Genomic DNA, 18,597 nt, shown 5'->3' with positions numbered 1-18,597 from the left:
CGACGCGTCGCAGGTCGACGTGGCGACGCGACGAGAAGTTCCGGGCCTGGGCATCCATGGGGGAAGGGTAGGCCAGAGAAGGTGAATCCGACCAGACCACTAGGATTCGTTTGGTGAGACCCGACAGCTCGGCTCGCGGCCCGGAAGTGAGCGAAACGCTCCTGCCTCAGTGACGGGTATCACTCCCAACCCGGTGTAGCGGACACTCTTTGTCCGAAACCCACGAACGCCTCGCACCCCCCTTTGTCGGGCGCTGACGGTGATCGGCGCGCGCACCCCGGGTTAGCGTCACTCTGTCCCGACTGCCCCGAACCGCGGAGTCCCCATGAGCACCGCCACAGCCGCCCCCGTCGCCACCGGCAAGGTCATCGCCGACCTGCTCCCGGCCTCCCGCGTCCGCGACCTCGCGCTGGTGCTCGGCGGCGCCGCGCTCACCGGCCTCGCGGCCCAGATCGCGGTCCCCGTGCCCGGCTCCCCGGTGCCGGTGACCGGCCAGACCTTCGCCGCCCTGCTCGTCGGCACCAGCCTCGGCGCCCGCCGCGGGGTCGCCGCCCTCGCCGTGTACGCGCTGGCCGGCCTGGCGGGCATGCCGTGGTTCGCCTCCGGGACCTCCGGTCTCTCGGTCTCCTTCGGCTACATCCTCGGCATGATCCTCGCCTCCGCCGCCGTCGGCGCCCTGGCCCGCCGCGGCGCCGACCGCTCGGTGCTGCGCATGGCGGGCACGATGCTCCTGGGCGAGGCGATCATCTACGCCGTCGGCGTGCCGTACCTGGCCGTCGCCGCCGGCATGTCGGTGTCCGCCGCGATCGCGGCCGGGCTCACCCCGTTCCTGCTCGGCGACGCCCTGAAGGCCGCCTTGGCGATGGGCGTGCTCCCCACCGCCTGGAAGTTCGCGAACAAGGGCTGAGCCCGTCGTTCACCCTAGGCCGGTCGGCTTGAGCGGAGTTCGGTGCGCCGCTCAGTAGCTGGGCGGGATGCGGTCCTGCGGCATGTCGGCGACCTCTGCCGCGCCGTCGTTCATCTGCACCCGCTCGGCCACGGCCGGGTCGATCGAGTCCGAGACCAGCTCCGCGATGCGCAGCGTGCACTCCCACTCCGACAGCTTGCCTCTGATCACCACCAGGTATGACTCCTGGCCGGCGAAGCGGTACACGCGACGCCGCTTCTCGACGATGTTCTTGCTCGGCACGTAGGTGTGGGCGGCAGCACGGAGTGCCTTGAGTGCCTGGTCCTTCGTCTCCAGCCCACGGTGGATGAACTCGGTCCTGTAGATGTCGCTGTAGTACTCCGCGATCACGACCCAGTTGCCCATCCACTCCCCCTCGGCGCCGCTGCCAGTCAGCCACAGCCCGGTCGCCGGAGCAAGGGTGTCGGCCATGGGAAAGGCCGGGGCGCTCACGCACCCCGGCCCTGCACCGCCCCGATCAGGCGCGCTGCTTCGACGGTCGCCGTGTCGACCACCACAGCCCGGCCGCGCCGGCCGCCAGCAGGGTCGCGCCCGCCGCCCCCAGCGGCAGCACATCACTGTCGGGACCGGTCTTCGGCAGCTCGTCGCCGCCCGGCGCCACCGGCTTGTTGTCGGTGCCGAGGAGCAGCGGGGTGGCCGGGGCGTTCGGCGACGGGTTGGTCGTACCGAACGGGACCGGGCCCTGCTGCCAGTACGTCTTCTTCCCGTCGCCGGTCTGGACGGGCAGACAGATCTTGCCGGTCTTGCTCAGGTCGTACGTGGCGTCCACCGCGTACGACTTCGACTTTCCGGCCGCGAGATTGTCGATGGGACAGGCGAAACCGCTGTTCGAACCCTCCGGAAGATTCGCTTTGTCGATCTGGGAACAGCCTTGAACGTTTTTGACCGTGAGGCCGTCGAAACCGACGACCAATAGCTGGATCTTTCCGCTGTCCTTGGTCCCTTCGTTCTTCACCGCGGCGGTGATCGCCGTCTTTTGCGAGCCGTTGTCGACCGAGATCTTCGAGGGCAGGGTGGTGGTCAGCTTTACACCCGCGGGCGCCTCGTCGACGGCCTTTCCGCCCTTGCCGCTGCCGGGACCCTGGTCGTCCGCGCTGGCAGTGAAGGAAAGGATCATCACCGTCGAGAAAGATGCCGCGACCAGCGATCCCGCGATGGTCGTCGTGCGACGAGAACTCATGTTCACATCCCCCTTGGCTGCGCCTGAATTCGCAGTACTTGAAGAGCTACCACAAGATTTCTCACCACTATGCTGGTACGGCATGAAGTGTGACCATTGTGTATCCGTAGAAGCGTGGTGGGGATAACCGAGGGGGTGCAGCGGATTGCCGGGGAATACGGGAAACACGAGAAGCGGTGGGGTTCCAGGGTTGCTCGTGACGGGGCGCTATCGCCTGGTCGAAAGTATCGGCCAGGGGGGAATGGGGCGGGTGTGGCGAGCCTCCGACGAAATACTCGACCGCCCGGTCGCCGTCAAGGAGATGCGCATAGACGGACTGGACGCGGAGGACACCAGGACCCGGCGCGAGCGCACCCTGCGCGAGGCCCGGGCCACCGCCCGGATCGACCATCCCAACGTCGTGCGCGTGTACGACGTGGTGGACGAGGGCGAACGCCTGTGGATCGTCATGGAGCTGGTCGTCGGCCGCTCCCTGGAACAGATGACCGTGCAGGACGGGTCGCTGAACCCGCGCCAGGCCGCCCGTATCGGCGTCGGCCTGGTCACCGCGCTGCGCCAGGTGCACGAACGCGGTGTCCTGCACCGGGACATCAAGCCGGGGAACGTCCTGGTGGAGGACGCCGGCGAGCGCGTCGTCCTCACCGACTTCGGCATCGCGGCGATGCAGGACGCCAAGGCGCTGACCATGGTCGGCATGCTCGTCGGCTCGCCCGACTACATGGCGCCCGAGCGCATATCCGGCCGCCCCCAGGGCCCGCCCTCCGACATCTGGTCCCTCGGCGCGACCCTGTGCGCGGCGCTCGGCGGCCGCTCCCCCTTCTCCCGTGACACCACACTGGCCACCCTGCACGCGGTCCTCTACGAGGAGCCCCAACTGCCCCTCGCGGCAGGCCCGTTGCAGGACATCCTGGCCGCACTCCTGGAGAAGGACCCCACGGTCCGCCCCGGCCTGGACGAACTGGAGGCGGCCCTGCGCCCGGTGGCGTTCCCGCCGACGCTGGTGACGTTGCCGGTGGGCGGGGGAGAGGCACCGACGGGAGAGCCGGAGGAGGCAGCGGAGGCAGAGGACGTACGAGAGACAGAAGAGGTACGAGAGGTACGGGAGGAGGTCGGGGGAGAGGAAGAGGAACCGGCGCGCGCGGAGGAGCCCGAGCCGCTGTCGCCCCCGGTGTCCGAGCCGTCCACCCCGGCCCACGTCCGGACCCGGGTCCTCCGCCAACTGCGCGACCCACGGCTGCCCGAACCCGTCGAGGACGCGCCGCCGACCCAGCGGCCCGCCACCGCGTCCTCCTCGGTCGAGAACCGGGCCGACACCCATGACTTCCGGATCTCCAACGCCTCCACCGAAGTCCCGTCCGAACTCCGCTCGGAACCACCCGCGGGCGCGATCACCCCACAGGCCACAGGCGTCTCCCTGGTCCGCGCCCAGGCCGTGACCCAGCAGCGTCCCGAACCCGCCAACAGCCCTGTCCCGGCCGCCCGTTCCGCCGCACCCCGTCCCGACCTCGGCCCCCACCCCCTCCGCACACCCGCGAGCGACCTCCCCGACCCCGCGGTCCCGGCCGCCCCGAGCCGTGGCCGTCGCCGTGCGGCTGCCGTGGCCGCCGTCGGAGTGGTCACCGCCGGCGCGGTCGTGGCGGTCGTCCTGCTGGCCGACTCCGGCTCACCGGGCGGCGACCGGGCGGACGGGTCCACATCCCCGCAGGCGTCCACCTCCGCCTCCACCTCCCCCTCGACCCCCTCCAGCCCGTCGCCCACCGTCGAAGGCACCGCACGCCCGCAGAGCCTGCCGCCGGGCGCGCATCGCGAAGCCGGCGGGTTCGCGTGGGCGACACCCACCGGCTGGCGGCGCGATCTGAAGACGGGGGCGGAGGTGCACTACACCTCGCCGGACGGCGGACAGGAGCTCGTGGGCAAGTCGTCCATCGCCCGCGGCGATCTGATGCGGAGCTGGGAGACCTCCGAGCAGAACGCTCACCAGGGCGAGGGCTACCAGAAGATCCGCCTGGAGAGGACGACGTTCCGCGGCAACCCGGCGGTCGTGTGGGAGTACACCTTCACGCTCAAGGGCGTGCAGTGGCATGCCCGGTTGCTGGGCTTCGACCAGGAGGGAAGGTCGTACCAGATCAACACCTGGTACCAGCCGCCGATCGAAGCCCAGGCCCTGAAGACCTACGGCAAGGTCAAGGACAGCTTCACGGTGCTTTGACCTTGGCCACCGGCGCGTCGGCGGGCTCGCCCTGGGCGGGCACGCCCGCGGCGGCCGTCGAAGTGCCCGGCCGCAGCCGCTCCTTGACGAAGGCGATGGCGAGCACGACCGCCGCGACCAGCAGCGACAGCAGCACGGTCTCGCGTCCGTCGTGCTCGGTGTCCGTGAGCATGTAGCCGAGCACGAAGACGATCAACGCGGCCGTCGCCCAGGTCAGATACGGGTACAGCCACATCTTCACGACCAGCTTCTCCGGCGCCTCGGCCTGGATGATCCGCCGCATGCGCAGCTGCGAGAAGCAGATGACCAGCCAGACGAACAGGGCCACCGCGCCACTGGAGTTGACCAGGAAGAGGAAGACCGAGTCCGGGAACTTGTAGTTGAAGAAGACGGCGACGAAGCCGAACACGACGGAGCAGACGATCGCGGCCAGTGGCACACCGCGCGAGGTCGTCCGCGCGAACGCCTTCGGCGCGTCCCCGCGCTCGCCGAGCGAGAAGGCCATGCGGGAGGCCGTGTAGAGGCCGGAGTTGAGACAGGACAGCACCGACGTCAGCACGATGAAGTTCATGATCTGGCCGGCGTGCGCGATACCGAGCGAGTCGAGGGCGGCGACGTACGAGCCCTGTTCCTTGATCGACGCGTCGTCCCACGGGAGCAGGGTGACGACGACGAAGATCGAGCCGAGGTAGAAGACGCCGATCCGCCAGATGATGCTGTTGGTCGACTTGGTGACCGCCCGCCGCGGGTCCTCGGACTCGCCGGCGGCCAGGGTGGCGATCTCGCTGCCCATGAAGGAGAAGACGACGAGCAGGACGCCGGTGAGGATGGCACCGGGGCCGTTGGGCAGGAAGCCGCCGTGGCCGGTGAGGTTGCCGAGGCCCGCCTTGTCGGTGTCCGCGCCGGGCAGCACGCCGGCCACCGCGAGCGCGCCGACGACGATGAACGCGCCGATCGCGACGACCTTGATGCCGGCGAACCAGAACTCGAACTCGCCGTAGGAGCCGACCGAGACCAGGTTGGTGGCGGTCAGCACCACCATCACGATCAGCGCCCAGCCCCACTGGGGCACGGCCGGGATCCAGCCCTCCAGGATCTTGGCACCCGCGGTGGCCTCCACCGCCAGCACCACGACCCAGAAGAACCAGTACAGCCAGCCGATGGAGAACCCGGCCCAGCGGCCGAGCGCCCGGTCGGCGTGGGCCGAGAAGGAGCCGGAGGTGGGGTTCGCGGCGGACATCTCGCCGAGCATCCGCATCACGAGGACGACGAGCGTGCCGACGAGGGCGTACGACAGCAGGATGCCGGGGCCCGCGGTCGCGATGCCGGAGCTGGAACCGACGAAGAGGCCGGCGCCGATGACGCCACCGATGGCGATCATCGTCAGATGCCGGTTCTTGAGTCCGGCCTGCAGACCAGTCATGGGGGGAAATTCCTTTGGTCCGGGTGAGCGGTCTCCCGTACCGGGGGGTGTACGGGCCGGTCCAGTGAATCCGAGGTGAATTGATTCGTGAACCTCTGAATCCAGATTGTTACTTGAGGTTTTCTTGAGGTTCGGTGGTAGGGGGCAGATTTTTCCGGCTGGACACCCGGCGCTGCTTCCCGGAAACAGCCGTGTCACACTCGGACCATGCGTGTGTATCTCGGTTCCGACCATGCCGGCTTCGAACTCAAGAACCACCTCGTGGAGTGGCTCAAAGAGGCAGGCCACGAGCCCGTCGACTGCGGCCCGCACATCTTCGACGCCGAGGACGACTACCCGCCGTTCTGCCTGCGCGCCGCGGAGCGCACGGCGGCCGACCCCGAGGCCCTGGGCATCGTGATCGGCGGCTCGGGCAACGGCGAGCAGATCGCCGCGAACAAGGTGAAGGGCGTCCGTGCGGCCCTCGCCTGGAGCGAGGAGACCGCCTCGCTCGGCCGGCAGCACAACAACGCGAACGTCGTCGCCGTGGGCGCCCGTATGCACACCGCCGACGAGGCCACGAAGTTCGTCGAGACCTTCCTGGGCACCCCGTTCTCCGAGGGCGAGCGCCACATCCGCCGGATCGAGATGCTCAGCACGTACGAGACGACGGGCGAACTGCCCCCGATCCCGGCCCACCACCCGCAGCAGGACTGAACAGCGAGACCGGCCGGTACGACATCGCCGCCCTCGGGGGTCCGACGGACTCCCGAGGCGGACTTCCGGAGCGGACTTCCGGGGGCCGGAAAGGAACAGGCACCGTGCCAGAGGGGCACACGATCCACCGGCTGGCGTCGGACTACGCCGACCGCTTCGCCGGCACGGCACCACGCGTGACCAGCCCCCAGGGCAAGTTCTCGGACGCCGCGGCCCTCCTCGGCGGCGCCGGGCTCACCCGCACCGAGGCCCACGGCAAGCACCTCTTCCTGGGCTTCCGCGACAGCGACTGGGTCCACATCCACCTCGGCCTGTTCGGCAAGGTGACCTTCGGGGACGCGCCCGCCCCGCCGCCCACCGACACGGTCCGGCTGCGGCTCGCGAACACCACGTCGTACGTCGATCTGCGCGGCCCCACCACCTGCGCGCTGATCACGGACACCGAGAAGCACGAGATACACGGGCGCCTCGGCCCCGACCCGCTGCGCGCGGACGCCGACCCGACGACGGCGTACCGGCGGATCTCCCGCAGCCGTACGACGATCGCCGCACTCCTCATGGACCAGAAGGTGATCGCGGGCGTCGGGAATGTCTATCGCGCCGAGGTCCTCTTCCGGCACGGCATCGACCCCTACCGCGCCGGCAAGGACCTCACCCCGGCCGAATGGGACGCCGTCTGGGCCGACCTGGTCGGCCTCATGCGCGAGGGCGTCCGCAACAACCGTATCGACACCGTCCGCCCCGAGCACCTGCCGGAGGCGATGGGCCGCCCGCCGCGCGTCGACGACCACGGCGGCGAGGTGTACGTCTACCGCCGGGCGAACCTGCCCTGCTACATCTGCGGCGGCGAGATCAGCACCGCCGGCCTCGCCGCCCGCAATCTGTTCTGGTGCCCGGGCTGCCAGCGGCGCTGACCCAAGTCCGGGCGGGCCGCGCCGCGTTGTGGGGCGGGTGCGGCGGCCGCGGTGTCATCCACGGCCGTGCCACCCGAGCGACATCCCCGCGCCACGTCCGCGGCGGCGCGGCCGACACTGCCGGACCCGCCGCCCGCGATCCTTCTTGCTGCCTCAACCACCGGCAGCAGCGGGCGTGTTCAGGTGAGCCCCGCGCCCTGGGCGACGTACTAGAACCCGTGCGGCAACCACGGCGTGACCGTGGACGCGAACGCGAGTGACGCCTCCGCCAGCGCGCCGGGCCGCAGTTCTCGCACCCGGCCGGCGTCGGCGAGTGCGCCCAGGGTCACGCCGCCGAGGTAGGCCGCGCCCAACTCCCGTACGGACAGGGCGAGATCGGCCCGGTCCTCGGTGCGGGCGCAGGACGCGCCCTTCGGGTCGCCGGACAGCCGCCAACGGCCCGTGTTCCAGGGGCAGAAGGCGTCCTCGACGTCGAACACCACGTCCACCGGCGCCTGGTAGGTGCGCGCCTCCAGCGCGGCACCCACGTCCACCAGGCGCACGTGCAGCGAGTCGCGGACGCGCAGCCCGCAGCGCCGGACGTCGGACACCATGTGCAGCCACGCCTCGTCCAGCGGACGCCCGCGCGCGGTCAGCGACGACGTGAGGTCGATCCCGAACAGGAACCGCCACACCGCAGCGTGCGCCGCCGGGTCGAGGGACTCCGAGTCCTGCACCACCACCGTGCCCTTGGGCCCGCTGATCTCCCAGTCGGGCTTCACCCGGAACCGCGCGTACCCGACGACCTCGCCGTCCCGCTCCGCGAGCACGCACTGCAACGGGGACGCGCCGTCCCGCTCGCTCTCCGGGTCCAGCACCCACAGCCGCTCCCAGCCGGGCACCCGGGCGAGCATGCCGGGCCGGCCGGCCACCTTGCGCGCGTACACCGCCTCGCAGGCCTCGATCGCGTCGACCGGAGTGACGTACCGCAGCCGCACGTCGTCGGTGCCCGGCGGCACGGCCAGCCCGACGCGGGTGGTCTCCACCTCGACGTTGGTGTGGTGCGTGCCGACGCCGTACCCGAACCGCCCGTAGATCGCGGGCTCGGAGGCCGTCAGCACGGCCAACGGCTCGCCCCAGGACCGCACGTCGTCCAACTGCCGTCGCATCATCGACGTCAGCACCCCGCGCCGCCGGTGCGTGGCGGCCACCGAGACCATGGTCACACCGGCCGCCGGTACCGCGGCGCCGCCCGGCACGGTCAGCCGGAAGGCGAAGGCGCCGGCCGTGCCGACGCACGCGTCACCGTCCCAGACACCGATGGACCGGTCGATCTCCGTACGCTCGCGCCACAGCGCCCGCTCCTCCGATGATTCCGGCACTCCGCCGAAGGCCCGGATGAGGCTGTCGTACCACTTGTCCCAGTCGTCCTGCCGAAGCACCCGCAAGTCAGTCCCCATGAACCATGCCTATCAGGGCATTGCGTGACGAGCGAGGGAATTTCTCCTTGACGGCGACGGATCGGCTTCCTGTGAAGTTCACTGTGAAGTTGAGCCTCGGACGGGGGACAAGTGGGACCTCCCGTGCCAAGCGGCTGGTCCGATGGATAGGGTCCCGAACTAATGGCAGCAGGACGAGAGCGGCGCGCGGAAGCCGACACGTTCACGGCCCGGTTGAAGATGCAGTGGCACCGGGCTCGCGTCGGCATGCGCCGAAGCGCCGTGGACTACTTCCGCGGCGACGGCTCCGACTGGGTCGCGCTGGCCGGACTGCTGCTCACCGTCCCGATCATCGCGGCCACGACCCTCGCCAACTCGGTGTGGTGCTCGCCGGCCGCGCTGGTCCTGCCGATCGTCGCGGGCGGCCTGCTGCTGCGCCCCGCGAGCCTGCTCGCCCTGTACGCGGCCGCTGCCACCGCGCTGATCGTGGAGTCCGTCGAGCTGGGCCCGTACACCGAGGGGCCCTCGCGGGTCACGCCGGGTGTGGTGCTGGTGGTCGCCGCGTGCGGGTTCTTCGGGCTCCTTGTCGCGCAGTTCCGCAGCCGGGTGGGTGTGCCGTGGCGGCGGGGCGGCACGATGCTGTTCGACCTGCGTGAGCGGATCCGGGTGCAGAGCAAGCTGCCCACGCTGCCGGACGGCTGGCACCGGGAGATGGCGCTGCGGCCGGCGGGCGGCCAGTCCTTCTCGGGCGACTTCGTGGTCGCGGCCCGTACGAACGGCGGCCGCACGATGGAGGTCGTCCTCACGGACGTCTCCGGCAAGGGCATGGACGCGGGGTCGCGTGCGCTGCTGCTGTCGGGCGCGTTCGGCGGCCTGCTGGGCTCCCTGCCCCCGCACGCGTTCCTCCCGGCGGCCAACGGCTATCTCCTCCGCCAGGACTGGGACGAGGGCTTCGCGACCTCCATCCACCTGGTCCTGGACCTCGACTCCGGCGACTACGAGCTCTACTCCGCGGGCCACCCGCCGGGGCTCCAGCTCAGCGCGGGCAGCGGCCGCTGGGAGGAGAAGGCCGCCGACGGCCCGCTCCTGGGTGTGTACGACGGTGCCCAGTTCGACCCTGTGAAGGGCTCGCTGCGGCCCGGGGACGTGTTGATGCTGTTCACAGACGGCCTGGTCGAGACCTCCGACCGGGACATCGTCGAGGGCATCGACCGCCTCACCGGCGAGGCCGACCGGTATGTCGCGGGCGGCTTCCACGGCGCGGCCTGGCACTTGATCGAGGCAGTGGCCAAGGATGTGAACGACGACAGGGCGCTGCTGCTGGTGTGCCGGGAGGGCCCGACGGCGGCGGCAACGTCAACATCAAGGCCCGCCTAGCCTCCCGGAGGGACCGGCACGGTGGGGTTTACCCCCGCCCCGATCCGCCAGCCGCCCTCATCGTCCCGACCCCTCTCCGATCCGTACGTTCGAGACATGTCATCGGACCGGAAGAAATCAGGCATGCCGGACGTGCCGGGCGAGTGGGCGGTCGAACTCCACGGAGTGACCCGTCGCTACGGCCGCGGCAGCACCGCCGTACACGCCCTGCGCGGCATCGACCTCACCCTCCCGCGCCGCAGCTTCACCGCCGTGATGGGCCCCTCCGGCTCCGGCAAGTCCACCTTCCTCCAGTGCGCGGCCGGCCTCGACCGCCCCACCCGCGGCACCGTCCGCCTCGGCGGCACGGACATCACCGGCATGAAGGAGAACAAGCTCACCGCGCTGCGCCGCACCCGCCTCGGCTTCGTCTTCCAGGCCTTCAACCTTCTGCCGTCCCTCACCGTCGAGCAGAACGTCGTCCTGCCGACCCGCCTGGCAGGCCACCGCCCCGACCGCCGCCGCGCCGCCGAGGTACTCGCCCAGGTCGGCCTCGCCGACAAGGCCCGCCGCCGCCCCGGTCAGCTCTCCGGCGGCCAGCAGCAGCGCGTCGCGATCGCCCGCGCCCTGGTCAGCCGCCCCGACGTGGTCTTCGCCGACGAGCCCACCGGCGCCCTGGACACCACGACGGCCGCCGAGATCCTCGCCCTGCTCCGCGACGCCGTCGACACCCACGGCGCCACGGTCGTCATGGTCACCCACGACCCCACGGCCGCCGCCTGGGCCGACCGCGTCCTGTTCCTCGCGGACGGCGAGATAGCCGACCACCTCAACCGCGCCCCGGCCGCCACGATCGCGTCCCGCATGACAGCCCTCACCACCCGCCCGACCTACGCACCGGCGGCGGCGTGATGTTCGCGCCCAACGGCCTCGCCCGCGCGGCCCTCCGCTTCCGGCCCTCCGCGTTCGTCGGTACGTTCATCGCGCTCGCCATGGCCGCGATGATCACGTCGGCCTGCGGCATCCTCCTGGAGACCGGCATACGGGCCAAGGTCCCGGCCGGCCGGTACGCCGCCGCCCCCGTCGTGGCCGCCGCCGACCAGCGCGCCCACTACGGACACGGCGACGGCGCGGACAGCGAACCGATCACCGACCGGGCTCGGCTCGACGACTCGCTCGTGGCCAGGGCCGCCTCGGCACCCGGCGCCCGCGCCGCCGTAGCCGACGTCACCTTCCCCGTCGGCGGCCCCAACGGGCCCCTCACCGCCCACAATTGGACCTCCACCACCTTCACCGGCGAGCGGCTCACCGCCGGCCGCGCACCGCATCCCGGCGAGATCGTCCTGAGCGGGAAGACGGCCTCCGTCGGGGAGCGCGTCAGCCTCAACACCCCCGACGGCGCCCGCACTTACCTCGTCTCCGGCATCACCGGCACCCGCGCCGGCACCGCCTGGCTCGCCGACTCCGACGCGCTGCGGGTCTCCGGTCACCCAGGGAAGATCGACGCCGTCGCGGTGCTCCCGAAGGACGGAGTCAGTACGCAGGACCTCAAGTCCCAGGTGGCGCACGCCCTCGGCGACCGGGCCGAGGTGCACACCGGCGCCGACCGAGGCGGTGTCCAGGACCCGACGCTGGCCGAGGCGAAGGAGGTGCTGATGGGCATCGGCGGTTCCTTCGGCGGCGTCGCCACGATGGTCGCCGTCTTCACCGCGGCCGGCACCGTCGCCCTCGCCGTGGGCCAACGCGCCCGCGAATTCGCCCTGTTGCGCGCCCTCGGCACCACCCCGCGCCAGATCCGCCGCACGATCGCCACCGAGACCCTCCTGATCGCCCCGCTCGCCGGCGCCCTCGGCTGTCTGCCCGGAATCGCCCTGGCCCGCTGGTGGTTCGGCCAGCTGAAGGACAAGGGCGCGATCCCGGAGGCCGTCGACTTCGCCGTCTCCTGGATCCCGCTCGTCTCCGCGACCGGTGCGGTCCTGCTCACCGCCCTCGGCGCCGGATACATGGCCGCACACCGCAGTTCCCGCATCAAGCCGGGCCAGGCGCTCACCGAGGCGTCGGTGGAACGGCTGCGCCCCGGCTGGATCCGCACGCCCCTCGGCATCGCCGCCGCGGCCGGCGGCTGCGTCTGCGCGGGCCTGTCCGCCTCCCTCACGGGCGAGGACGCGGCCAACGCGGCCCTGGGCATCGTCTGCCTCTTCATGCTCGCCGTGGCGCTGCTGGGTCCCTTCGTGGCCCGCGCCTGCGCCGCCCTGTTCGGACTCCCGCTGCGCGGCGCCGGCGCCCCGGCCGCGCTGGCCGCCGCCAACTCCCGTACCAACGCCCGCCGCCTGGCCTCCGCGATCACTCCGATCGTGCTCGCGATGGCCTTCTCCTCGGTGCTGGTCTTCATGCACACCAGCGAGGAACGCGTCACCGCCGACCAGCAGCACGCCGGCCTCCTCGCCGACCACGTCGTCACCGCCGACCCGGGCCTGACCCCGGAGGCGGTACGGCAGGCCGGGCGCGCCCCCGAAGTCACCGCCGCCGTCGGCCTGTTGAAGACCTCCGTGCTCGTCCCGATCACGGGCGGCCTGGACTCGGCCACCGCACAGGGCGTCACCGGCTCCGTCCGCGACCTGACCGCCGTACAGGACCTGGACGTGAAGCACGGCCAACTGTCGCTGAAATCAGGGGAGATCGCCGTCGACGCCTCGCTCGCCGACAACGCCGACGTCAAGGTCGGCGACCGGTTCCCGCTGCGCCTGCCCGACGGCACCAAGGCCTCGCCGGTGCTCGTGGCGACATACGGACGTGGCATGGGGCTGTCCCAGGTCACCATGGCACGCGCCGACCTCGCCACCCACGTCAGCTCCGCCTTCGACACCGAACTGTGGACCAAGGGCGGTACGGAGAAGGAGTTGAAGGCGTACGGCACGGTCCTGGACCGCGCCGACTACACCACCGCGCAGTCCGTGGACCGCGAGCTCAACGCCTGGGCGAACGGTGTGATGGCCGGCGTCCTCGGCGGCTTCGCGGCCGTCGCCGCCGTCAACACCCTGGTGATGACCGTCCTCGACCGGCGCGGCGAACTCGGCACGCTCCGCCTCATCGGCTCCACCCGCCCCCAGGTGCTGCGCATGATCCGCTGGGAGGCCCTCCTGGTCGCCCTCGCGGGCATCGCCCTCGGCACGGCCATCGCCCTCGCCACGCTGATCCCGATGATGAACGGGCTGACCGGACAAGGGCCTTACATCCCGCCGCTGGTCTACGGCTCCTTCGCCGGCGCGATCGTCGTCCTCGGCCTGACCGCCGCGACCCTTCCCGCCCGCGCGGCCCTGCGCAAGGAGACACTGGACGAGTGACCAGCACCGAGACGATGACCCTGACCGAGGTCGAGGCCACCGCCCGCGCCGCCCACGAGGGCCAGACCGACAAGGCGGGACGGCCGTACGCCGAACACCTGGCGGCCGTCGCCGAGGGCGTAAGCGTGCGGGGTGGCGACGACGACCAGATCGCGGCGGCCTGGCTGCACGACGCCGTCGAGGACGACGCGCTCTCCGCGCACTGGCTGGAGCAGGCCGCGCTGAGCCGGCGTACGAAGGACATCGTGCTCGCCGTCACCAAGCGGGCGGGGGAGGCCCCGGAGGCGTACGCGCAGCGCATCCTCGACACCCCGGGCGCCCTGCTGGTGAAGCGCGCGGACCTGGCGCACAACGCGGACCCGGCGCGTATCGCCCGCCTCGACGACGAGGCGACCCGGGCACGACTGACCGAGAAGTACGCACGGATGCGCGCGCTTCTCGGTCTGGTCGGTGAACGGTGAACGCTGACTGAGGGGTTCTAGGCCGAGACCTTCTCGCGCTGCTCCCGCTGTTCTTTCTGCTCCCGCGTCTCGTCGCGTCCGCGGGCCGCCTCCGCCGGGTCGGGCCTGAAGGCCCACCTCATCTCGGGCTCCATCGCGAACTTGAAGACCCGCCGCACCGGCGCGGTGCACAGCGCGGTGATGACGGCGCCCGCGACGAGCGTCACGAAGATCTCGCCGAGCGGCCGGTGCAGCCACTTCGGCTCGAACCAGCCGTAGTACTCACCGGCCTTGATGACGAAGCCGTGCAGCAGATAGCCGTAGAGCGTGCCCGCGCCGAGCGTCGTGAACCACATCCGGCGGCCCGGCACCCAGGCGAAGAAGCAGGCGGTCAGCAGTACCGAGCAGCCGAACAGCGCGAGCACCATGACCGGCCCGGACCACCAGGGCGCCACCAACTCCTGTGCGGAGTCCCGGTGGAAGAACCACGCGGTGTTCATCCGCGGCACCGCCCACCAGCCGACGGCCAGCGCGACGGTGAAGACCGGCACGGCCACGATCCGCATCCTGCGGGTGCGCACCATCCGGAAGTGCTCCGGCTTCAGGCACAGCCCGAGCACGAAGTACGGCAGGAACTGCAACACCCGCTGGAGGTCCAGGTCGTCGCCGATCTCCGGCGAGACGGAGGCGAACATCGCCACGCCGAGCGCGAGGGGCAGCGGCCAGCGGACGGCCTTCCACAGCGGGGTGGTCAGCCGCCAGATGAACAGCGCGACCAGGAACCAGGTCAGGAACCACGGGTCGAGCAGCGTGATCCGCATGCCCGGGTCGTCGTTGCCGTAGCGCTGGAAGAGGCTGTACGCCGTCTCGAAGATCACGTACGGCACCAGGACGCCGGTGACCAGCCGCCTGAGGCGGTCGGGGCGCATGTCGAAACTGCGCGAGAAGAAGCCGGAGATGATGATGAACGCCGGCATGTGGAAGGCGTACACGACCGTGTAGACACCCTCGAGGATGCGGCTGCCGCCCTTCAGCGGCTCCCACGAGTGGCCCATGGCCACCAGCACGATCGCCAGGTACTTGGCGTTGTCGAAGAACGCGTCGCGCTGTTTGTCGGGTGTGCGCCGGGTCGCCTCTTGGAACATCTGAGGCACCTTAGTGGCGCCTCCGCGTATTCGTAAAACTCGCCGCGTTATTCCTGGTTGGAGCGTTGGAGGCGCCTGGAAGGTCTTCTTGACGTCCGGCTTGTCACGTTTAATCCCGACGAAAGGGCGCATAAGGGCAGGCGGTCAACTCCTGTGAATTTTCTGCTCGAAATGCCTGCGAACACACTGTGTGGGTATGGAAACGATGCTGCCGAATTACCGGCCGGGGCGCTCCGGGGCTCATGGCCAAGGCAAAGGTCGGGCACAGGAGTGGCCGACGATGCCTCACGCGCCGCATACGGAGGCCGGGTTGGTGGCACGATGGTCCTGGCGGGGTGCGCGAGGTCGCGTCCCCCGGGCCGGGTGAGCGGACCGACCGAGGGTGTGATGAGTTGTGGCCATTTCGCTGTCAGTGGTGTTGCTGTTGGCGATCATCCTGGTGGTGTTGCTCAGGGGGGGATCCATCAAGGCGGGCCCGGCGATCGTCGCCGTGCTGTTCGGCTTCTTCCTCGCCTCGACCGGCATGGCCGACGACATCCAACGGTTCCTGAACTCCATAGCGGAGACCATCAACTCGATCCAGTTCTAGGTCTCCCGCGGTGCCGTGAACGCCGCAGGGCCCGGTTCGTCAGAACCGGGCCCCGAGGTCGTATGGAGCGGGCGACGGGAATCGAACCCGCGTAGCCAGTTTGGAAGACTGGTGCTCTACCATTGAGCTACGCCCGCACAGCACGCGCCGCAGGTCGGAGCGACCGCGGCACACAAGGCATCGTAGCGGGTCACCACCCCTCGTCGCACACCCCGTTTCCCGTCCGTACCGGCCGGTGACCGGCGCTGGTGAAATGCGGCGATCCCGGGGCCTGCGGGCATGTACCCTACGTGTCGCACCAGACGGGGTGTGGCGCAGCTTGGTAGCGCGTCCGCTTTGGGAGCGGAAGGCCGTGGGTTCAAATCCCGCCACCCCGACCAGCTGCCGGTCGACACCGGCGCACTCACGCGATCACGTCCGGTGATCGCGTCCCGTGATCGCCTTTGGGGCGTGTCGCCGCTGCCGTTACTATGCAAGCTGCATGCCCGCGTGTCTCTGCAGCCGGGCACGATCCCTAAAGTCAGCCCCCAAGGAGACCCAACCGTGAAGAGCGCCGTCGAGACCCTGAACCCGACTCGGGTTCGGCTCAGCATTGAGGTGCCCTTCGAGGAGCTCAAGGACAGCCTCGACGCGGCGTACAAGAAGATCAACCAGCAGGTCACGGTGAAGGGCTTCCGGAAGGGCAAGATCCCGGCGCGCGTCATCGACCAGCGGTTCGGCCGCGGTGCGGTCCTGGAGGAGGCGGTCAACGACGCGCTCCCGAAGTTCTACACGGAGGCGGTCAACGAGGCCGAGCTCAACGTCCTGGGCCAGCCCGAGGTCGACATCACGGACCTGAAGGACGGCGAGACGCTGAACTTCACGGCCGAGGTCGACATCCGTCCCGCCCTCGAGATCCCGGACTACTCCGGCATCGAGGTCGAGGTGGACGCCGTCGAGGTCACCGAGGAGGACATCGACCAGTCCGTCGAGCAGCTCCGCGAGCGCTTCGCGTCGACCTCCCCGGTCGAGCGGGCCGCCGAGGACGGCGACGTCGTCACCATCGACCTGGAGGCCAAGGTCGACGGCGAGGTGCTGGAGGACGGCATCGCCAGCGGCGTCTCCTACACCATCGGCTCGGGCGAGCTCCTGGACGGCATCGACGACGCCGTCAAGGGCCTGGAGTCCGGTGCCGAGGCCACCTTCGCCTCCGAGCTCAAGGGCGGCTCCGCGGCCGGCCAGGAGGCCGAGGTCACCGTCAAGGTCACCCAGGTCGCCGCGCGCGAACTGCCCGAGCTGGACGACGAGTTCGCACAGCTCGCCTCGGAGTTCGACACCCTGGAGGAGCTGCGGGCGGACAGCCGCAAGCGCCTCGAGAACATGAAGCAGTACGACCAGGCCACCCAGGCCCAGGAGCGCGTGCTCGACAAGCTCCTGGAGCTCATCGAGGTGCCCGTCCCCGAGAAGCTGCTCGAGGACGAGATCAACACCCGCAAGCACAACCTGGAGCACCACCAGCTCGGTCAGATGGGCCTCGACCTCCCGAAGTACCTGGAGATCCAGGGCAAGACGGAGGAGGAGTTCGAGACCGAGACGCGTGAGGCCGCGGTCAAGGGCATCAAGACCCAGTTCGTCCTCGACGAGCTGGTCAAGCAGGAGAAGCTGAACGTCAACCAGGAGGAGCTCACCGAGCACCTCATGCGTCGCGCGGCCTCCTCCGGCATGTCCCCCGACCAGTTCGCCCAGGCCGTCGTCGAGGGCGGCCAGGTCCCCCTCCTCGTCGGTGAGGTCGCCCGCGGCAAGGCCCTGGCCGTCGTCGTCGAGGCCGCCACGGTCAAGGACACCAACGGCGAGGTCATCGACCTCGACGACGAGGACGAGACCGCGGAGACGGTCGAGGCGACCGAGGCTGCCGCCGAGGAGACCTCGGCCGAGGAGAAGACCGAGGCCTGAGCCACGGCGCCTCAACAGGTCGTAGGGCGGGCCCTGGGGACTTTGACCCCGGGGCCCGTTCGCTTACCCAGGTATGCCGACCTCAGGGGCGCGGGCCTGTATCGATTTGCGGCTCCGCCGCGTGGGCGCGCTGAACCCCCACCGGCCGTGAGCCGCCTACGCAACAGGTCCACCACGGCGAGTGGGCGACTGCGGACCGCCGGTGGCACTACGCCCCCGGCGAACACCCCCCTTCCCGGGATTCACTGGACGAGCCTGCGCGTTAGGGTCCATGAATACGGGGAGCAGGGGAGTACCCCGAAACCCCCGGACGGGAACACGTGAAGACGGCCCGGCGCCGTCGTAAGACGAGCAGGTGGATACGTGACGAATCTGATGCCTTCCGCCGCCGAGCCTTCCTTCGGTGGTGGCCTCGGCGACCAGGTCTACAACCGGCTGCTCAACGAGCGGATCATCTTCCTCGGCCAGCCGGTCGACGACGACATCGCCAACAAGATCACCGCGCAGCTGCTGCTTCTCGCCGCTGACCCGGACAAGGACATCTACCTCTACATCAACAGCCCCGGCGGCTCGATCACGGCCGGCATGGCGATCTACGACACCATGCAGTACATCAAGAACGACGTGGTGACGATCGCCATGGGCCTCGCCGCCTCCATGGGCCAGTTCCTGCTCAGCGCGGGCACCCCCGGCAAGCGCTTCGCGCTGCCGAACGCCGAGATCCTGATCCACCAGCCGTCCGCCGGACTGGCGGGCTCGGCCTCCGACATCAAGATCCACGCCGAGCGTCTGCTGCACACCAAGAAGCGCATGGCGGAGCTGACCTCCCAGCACACCGGTCAGTCGTTCGAGGAGATCACCCGCGCCTCCGACCGCGACCGCTGGTTCGACGCCGACGAGGCCAAGGACTACGGCCTCATCGACGAGGTCATCACGACGGCAGCCAACATGCCGGGCGGCGGCGGCACCGGGGCCTGAGGCCCC

General features: G+C 70.4%; 16 protein-coding genes and 2 tRNA genes. 12 read left to right on the top strand and 6 right to left on the bottom strand.

What is annotated here, in order from left to right; genetic code table 11:
- Positions 1-325: 325 nt before the first annotated feature.
- Positions 326-907 carry a biotin transporter BioY gene (locus tag ACWD5F_RS13985; protein ID WP_401721115.1) on the top strand — a complete coding sequence of 194 codons (582 nt, stop codon included), beginning with the start codon at positions 326-328 and terminating at the stop codon, positions 905-907.
- 51 nt (positions 908-958) lie between these two features.
- Here the strand turns inward: ACWD5F_RS13985 and ACWD5F_RS13980 are convergent, their stop codons facing one another.
- Both ACWD5F_RS13980 and ACWD5F_RS13975 read right to left on the bottom strand, forming a co-directional pair.
- Positions 959-1,378 (bottom strand): hypothetical protein, encoded by a 420-nt coding sequence (locus ACWD5F_RS13980; protein WP_451254071.1) that lies wholly within the window; start codon positions 1,376-1,378, stop codon positions 959-961.
- 46 nt (positions 1,379-1,424) lie between these two features.
- Positions 1,425-2,147: an LPXTG cell wall anchor domain-containing protein gene (locus ACWD5F_RS13975; protein ID WP_451254069.1), complete on the bottom strand. Its 723-nt coding sequence runs from the start codon at positions 2,145-2,147 to the stop codon at positions 1,425-1,427.
- Between the two features lie 241 nt (positions 2,148-2,388).
- Between ACWD5F_RS13975 and ACWD5F_RS13970 the strand changes: the two genes are divergently transcribed.
- Entirely contained in the window at positions 2,389-4,356 is a 1,968-nt protein-coding gene (locus tag ACWD5F_RS13970) for a protein kinase domain-containing protein (RefSeq protein WP_451254137.1), read from the top strand.
- Here ACWD5F_RS13970 and ACWD5F_RS13965 read toward each other — a convergent pair.
- On the bottom strand, positions 4,343-5,779 hold the full coding sequence (locus ACWD5F_RS13965; RefSeq protein WP_451254067.1) for an amino acid permease: 1,437 nt from the start codon (positions 5,777-5,779) through the stop codon (positions 4,343-4,345). The two genes, ACWD5F_RS13970 and ACWD5F_RS13965, sit on opposite strands and share 14 nt — an antisense overlap.
- 207 nt (positions 5,780-5,986) lie before the next feature.
- Here ACWD5F_RS13965 and ACWD5F_RS13960 point away from each other — a divergent pair, with 207 nt between their 5' ends.
- Together ACWD5F_RS13960 and ACWD5F_RS13955 are read left to right on the top strand one after the other, a co-directional pair.
- Positions 5,987-6,475, top strand: a complete 489-nt coding sequence (locus tag ACWD5F_RS13960) for a ribose-5-phosphate isomerase (protein ID WP_401721104.1) — start codon at positions 5,987-5,989, stop codon at positions 6,473-6,475.
- Positions 6,476-6,579: 104 nt separating this feature from the next.
- Positions 6,580-7,389, top strand: a complete 810-nt coding sequence (locus tag ACWD5F_RS13955) for an Fpg/Nei family DNA glycosylase (protein WP_451254065.1) — start codon at positions 6,580-6,582, stop codon at positions 7,387-7,389.
- A gap of 209 nt (positions 7,390-7,598) precedes the next feature.
- On the opposite strand, the gene ACWD5F_RS13950 is transcribed toward ACWD5F_RS13955, so the two are convergent.
- Positions 7,599-8,828, bottom strand: a complete 1,230-nt coding sequence (locus ACWD5F_RS13950; RefSeq protein ID WP_451254063.1) for a GNAT family N-acetyltransferase — start codon at positions 8,826-8,828, stop codon at positions 7,599-7,601.
- Positions 8,829-8,990: 162 nt separating this feature from the next.
- Here ACWD5F_RS13950 and ACWD5F_RS13945 point away from each other — a divergent pair, with 162 nt between their 5' ends.
- The 4 genes from ACWD5F_RS13945 (at position 8,991) to ACWD5F_RS13930 (ending at position 13,968) form a co-directional block, all read left to right on the top strand.
- Entirely contained in the window at positions 8,991-10,184 is a 1,194-nt protein-coding gene (locus tag ACWD5F_RS13945; RefSeq protein WP_401721097.1) for a PP2C family protein-serine/threonine phosphatase, read from the top strand.
- Positions 10,185-10,280: 96 nt separating this feature from the next.
- A complete protein-coding gene (locus tag ACWD5F_RS13940; RefSeq protein WP_451254060.1) occupies positions 10,281-11,075 on the top strand; it encodes an ABC transporter ATP-binding protein in 795 nt (264 codons plus the stop codon).
- On the top strand, positions 11,075-13,507 hold the full coding sequence (locus ACWD5F_RS13935) for an ABC transporter permease (RefSeq protein WP_451254058.1): 2,433 nt from the start codon (positions 11,075-11,077) through the stop codon (positions 13,505-13,507). Before ACWD5F_RS13940 ends, ACWD5F_RS13935 begins: the two co-directional genes overlap by 1 nt.
- 14 nt (positions 13,508-13,521) lie before the next feature.
- The gene (locus tag ACWD5F_RS13930; RefSeq protein ID WP_451254135.1) at positions 13,522-13,968 is read left to right on the top strand and encodes an HD domain-containing protein; all 447 of its coding nucleotides are present in this window, start codon (positions 13,522-13,524) and stop codon (positions 13,966-13,968) included.
- A 17-nt stretch (positions 13,969-13,985) separates the two neighbouring features.
- On the opposite strand, the gene ACWD5F_RS13925 is transcribed toward ACWD5F_RS13930, so the two are convergent.
- Positions 13,986-15,092, bottom strand: a complete 1,107-nt coding sequence (locus ACWD5F_RS13925; protein ID WP_451254056.1) for an acyltransferase family protein — start codon at positions 15,090-15,092, stop codon at positions 13,986-13,988.
- Positions 15,093-15,486: 394 nt separating this feature from the next.
- On the opposite strand from ACWD5F_RS13925, the gene ACWD5F_RS13920 reads away from it, so the two are divergent.
- Entirely contained in the window at positions 15,487-15,681 is a 195-nt protein-coding gene (locus ACWD5F_RS13920; RefSeq protein WP_123999966.1) for a hypothetical protein, read from the top strand.
- 63 nt (positions 15,682-15,744) lie between these two features.
- On the opposite strand, the gene ACWD5F_RS13915 is transcribed toward ACWD5F_RS13920, so the two are convergent.
- Positions 15,745-15,818, bottom strand: a tRNA-Gly gene (locus tag ACWD5F_RS13915).
- Between the two features lie 166 nt (positions 15,819-15,984).
- On the opposite strand from ACWD5F_RS13915, the gene ACWD5F_RS13910 reads away from it, so the two are divergent.
- The 3 genes from ACWD5F_RS13910 to ACWD5F_RS13900 all read left to right on the top strand — a co-directional run bounded on the left by ACWD5F_RS13910 (position 15,985) and on the right by ACWD5F_RS13900 (position 18,591).
- Positions 15,985-16,061, top strand: a tRNA-Pro gene (locus ACWD5F_RS13910).
- Positions 16,062-16,224: 163 nt separating this feature from the next.
- Complete coding sequence (gene tig / locus ACWD5F_RS13905) at positions 16,225-17,613, top strand: trigger factor (RefSeq protein ID WP_451254054.1); 1,389 nt, start codon at positions 16,225-16,227, stop codon at positions 17,611-17,613.
- A gap of 375 nt (positions 17,614-17,988) precedes the next feature.
- Complete coding sequence (locus tag ACWD5F_RS13900) at positions 17,989-18,591, top strand: ATP-dependent Clp protease proteolytic subunit (RefSeq protein WP_450357577.1); 603 nt, start codon at positions 17,989-17,991, stop codon at positions 18,589-18,591.
- Positions 18,592-18,597 lie beyond the last annotated feature (6 nt).

The sequence above is a fragment of the Streptomyces sp. NPDC002499 genome (assembly GCF_053595415.1).
This window is presented reverse-complemented; position numbering and strand designations above follow the sequence as displayed.

What these genes read in the sequence shown, in the direction of transcription:
- ACWD5F_RS13985 (WP_401721115.1), top strand. Translation starts at nt 326, where the DNA reads ATGAGCACCGCCACAGCCGCCCCCGTCGCCACCGGCAAGGTCATCGCC.
- ACWD5F_RS13980 (WP_451254071.1), bottom strand. Translation starts at nt 1,378, where the DNA reads ATGGCCGACACCCTTGCTCCGGCGACCGGGCTGTGGCTGACTGGCAGC.
- ACWD5F_RS13975 (WP_451254069.1), bottom strand. Translation starts at nt 2,147, where the DNA reads ATGAGTTCTCGTCGCACGACGACCATCGCGGGATCGCTGGTCGCGGCA.
- ACWD5F_RS13970 (WP_451254137.1), top strand. Translation starts at nt 2,389, where the DNA reads ATGGGGCGGGTGTGGCGAGCCTCCGACGAAATACTCGACCGCCCGGTC.
- ACWD5F_RS13965 (WP_451254067.1), bottom strand. Translation starts at nt 5,779, where the DNA reads ATGACTGGTCTGCAGGCCGGACTCAAGAACCGGCATCTGACGATGATC.
- ACWD5F_RS13960 (WP_401721104.1), top strand. Translation starts at nt 5,987, where the DNA reads ATGCGTGTGTATCTCGGTTCCGACCATGCCGGCTTCGAACTCAAGAAC.
- ACWD5F_RS13950 (WP_451254063.1), bottom strand. Translation starts at nt 8,828, where the DNA reads ATGGGGACTGACTTGCGGGTGCTTCGGCAGGACGACTGGGACAAGTGG.
- ACWD5F_RS13945 (WP_401721097.1), top strand. Translation starts at nt 8,991, where the DNA reads ATGGCAGCAGGACGAGAGCGGCGCGCGGAAGCCGACACGTTCACGGCC.
- ACWD5F_RS13940 (WP_451254060.1), top strand. Translation starts at nt 10,281, where the DNA reads ATGTCATCGGACCGGAAGAAATCAGGCATGCCGGACGTGCCGGGCGAG.
- ACWD5F_RS13935 (WP_451254058.1), top strand. Translation starts at nt 11,075, where the DNA reads ATGTTCGCGCCCAACGGCCTCGCCCGCGCGGCCCTCCGCTTCCGGCCC.
- ACWD5F_RS13930 (WP_451254135.1), top strand. Translation starts at nt 13,522, where the DNA reads ATGACCCTGACCGAGGTCGAGGCCACCGCCCGCGCCGCCCACGAGGGC.
- ACWD5F_RS13925 (WP_451254056.1), bottom strand. Translation starts at nt 15,092, where the DNA reads ATGTTCCAAGAGGCGACCCGGCGCACACCCGACAAACAGCGCGACGCG.
- ACWD5F_RS13900 (WP_450357577.1), top strand. Translation starts at nt 17,989, where the DNA reads ATGCCTTCCGCCGCCGAGCCTTCCTTCGGTGGTGGCCTCGGCGACCAG.